Source organism: Fibrobacter sp. UWB15, from assembly GCF_900177705.1.
Taxonomy (GTDB): Bacteria; Fibrobacterota; Fibrobacteria; order Fibrobacterales; family Fibrobacteraceae; genus Fibrobacter.
Window position 1 is genome coordinate 1 of sequence record NZ_FXBA01000021.1, and the last position, 2,566, is coordinate 2,566.

At 60.8% G+C, this 2,566-nt stretch carries 2 protein-coding genes; both read left to right on the top strand.

What is annotated here, in order from left to right; translation table 11 throughout:
* Positions 1–171 precede the first annotated feature (171 nt).
* A complete protein-coding gene (istA, locus tag B9Y58_RS14260; RefSeq protein ID WP_073058382.1) occupies positions 172–1,710 on the top strand; it encodes an IS21 family transposase in 1,539 nt (512 codons plus the stop codon).
* Positions 1,707–2,483: an IS21-like element helper ATPase IstB gene (istB, locus tag B9Y58_RS14265; protein WP_073058383.1), complete on the top strand. Its 777-nt coding sequence runs from the start codon at positions 1,707–1,709 to the stop codon at positions 2,481–2,483. The genes istA and istB overlap by 4 nt, the downstream gene beginning before the upstream one ends.
* The last annotated feature ends 83 nt before the right edge of the window (positions 2,484–2,566 follow it).

The window sequence follows — 2,566 nt, forward strand, 5'->3', positions numbered from 1 at the left end:
TGATTATTCCGGCGTACTTTGAGCCACGAGTCCGGTGCTAGAGAGCCACCCTTCCGGAAAATGCGGAGCCACCGTTCCGGTCGAACAGAGCCACCCCACAAACGGTCAAGAAAAACTCTATAATGGGATAGCCCGTCGCAATGTCGCGACGGGTTTTCCAATGGAGGTCACATGACCAAATACCGCGAAATCCTCCGGCTGAAGCACATCGGCTTCAGCGAGAGGAACATCGCAAGGACGGCGGGCGTATCCCGCAACACGGTGAAACGTGTCGTGGAGGCAGCAACGGCAGCCAAAATCGACTGGACGCATGCCGAGAGCATGGAGGACGCGACAATCGAGAAGGCGCTCTTCCCCGACAGGAAACCGGCACAGCCGAGCCACACGATAGACTTCGAGTACATCCGCAAGGAGCTGCTCCGGAACGGCGTGACGAAGAAACTGCTTTGGACCGAATACTGCGAGAGTTGCCGGCTCTGCAACCGCGAGCCGCTCATGTACTCGCAGTTCTGCCACTACATCCAGCAGGAGGAACAGAAACGCAGGGCGACCATGCACATCCCTCGCCGCCCCGCGGAAACCGTGGAGGTGGACTGGGCCGGGGACCCGGCGCACGTCATCGACCCGGACACGGGTGAACTCATGGACGCCCACCTGTTCGTCGCGACGCTGCCGTACAGCCAGTACACCTACGTGGAGGCGTTCACCGACGAGAAGACGAAGAACTGGATCAGGGCGCACGTCCACATGTACGACTACTTCGGCGGGGTGACCACGATGCTCGTGCCCGACAACTGCACGACGGCGGTAAACCACTCCCGCAGCGACTGGTACACGGCGCAGCTGAACCGGACCTACGGCGAGATGGCGGAACACTACGGGACGGCCGTCGTCCCGGCAAGGGTGCGCCATCCCAAGGACAAGGCGAGCGTCGAGGGCAACGTCGGCAAGATATCCTCGTGGGTAACGGCCGCGCTGCGCGACGAGGAGTTCTTCTCGCTCGCGGAACTGAACGAAGCCATATGGGATCGGCTGGAGACGTTCAACGCGCGGCAGTTCCAGAAGAAGGAATGCAGCAGGCGGGACATCTTCGAGAGCGAGGAACGCCCCCTGCTGAAGCCCCTTCCCGCCACACCCTTCGAAGTGGCGGAGTGGAAAACGTCGACCGTCCAGTTCAACTACCACATCGCCCTGGACGGGATGTACTACTCCGTACCCTACCAGTATATAAAAAAACAGGTGGAATCGCGCCTGACCGACACCGCCGTGGAGGTCTTCTACGGACACGAACGCATCGCTAGCCACGCGCGGCTGCGCGGAAGGCCCGGCCAGTACTCCACGGTGAAGGCGCACATGCCCGAGGGCCACCGGGAATACCTCGAGTGGGACGGCGAACGGTTCCGCCGCTGGGCTTCCGGGATAGGCGAAAAGACCGCCGCCGTGATAGACGCCCTGCTCGGGGCGGGGAGCGTGGAACAGCAGTCGTACAGGGCTTGCATGGGCGTGCTCAAGCTCGGCAAGCGCCACGGCGAGGCGATGCTGGAATGGGCCTGCGGCAAGGCGCTCGGGTTCACGAGCCGGCCCAGCTACAAGAACATCCGCGACATACTCCAGTACGGGAAGGGAAAGTCCGCAAGCCCGTCTACCGAAGCACGGCTGCCCGCCCGCGGAATCACGCGCGGAGCCAGGAACTACGGAGGCGAAAGATGAGCGTCAGCACGACAATCGACAAGCTGGTGGAGATGCGCATGACGACCATGTCGGAGATGTTCAGGAACCAGCAGAACGACCCGAAAATGAAGGACATCCCCTTCGAGGAGAGGTTCGCCATGCTCGTGGACGCCGAACACGCCAGCCGCAAGAGCCACGCCTTCGAACGGCTCGTCAAGAAGGCCGAGCTCGAGCAGAACGACGCGGGAGTCGCTACGATCGACTACCACTCGGGCCGCAAGCTGAACAAGGCGCTGATCCAGAAACTCGCCAGCTGCGAGTACATATCGCAGTACCGCAACATCTTCATCACTGGCGCTACCGGGAGCGGCAAGACGTATCTGGCCTGCGCGTTCGGGATGGAGGCCTGCAAGCGGTTCTACTCGGTAAGGTTCACCAGGCTACCCGACCTGCTGATGGACCTGTCCGCCGCGGAAGACAGGCACGCCCTCGAAAACGCGCTGCAGAAGTACACCAAGCCGACACTCCTCATCATCGACGAATGGCTGCTGTTCAAGCTCCGCGAGAACGAGGCCAGGTTGCTGCTGGAGGTAATCCACAAGAGACGCAAGAAATCGTCGACCATATTCTGTTCCCAGTACGAGGAAAAGGACTGGTACAACCAGATATGCGACGGCGAAAGCACCCTTGCGGACGCCATCATGGACCGGATATCGTTCGACTCGTACAAGATAAACATCGAGTACATCGACAAGTCGGTTGACAAGTCCATGAGGGAAGTGTATGGGTTGAACCCGTCGGAAGCCCAGTAGGGCAAAAAACAGGTGGCTCCGTCAGGCCGGACTAGTGGCTCTCACTTCTCCGGACTGGCGGCTCCGCCGCTCCGGAATAATCA

Excerpts from the sequence above, each read along its gene's own strand:
- istA (WP_073058382.1), top strand. The coding sequence starts at position 172 with ATGACCAAATACCGCGAAATCCTCCGGCTGAAGCACATCGGCTTCAGC.
- istB (WP_073058383.1), top strand. The coding sequence starts at position 1,707 with ATGAGCGTCAGCACGACAATCGACAAGCTGGTGGAGATGCGCATGACG.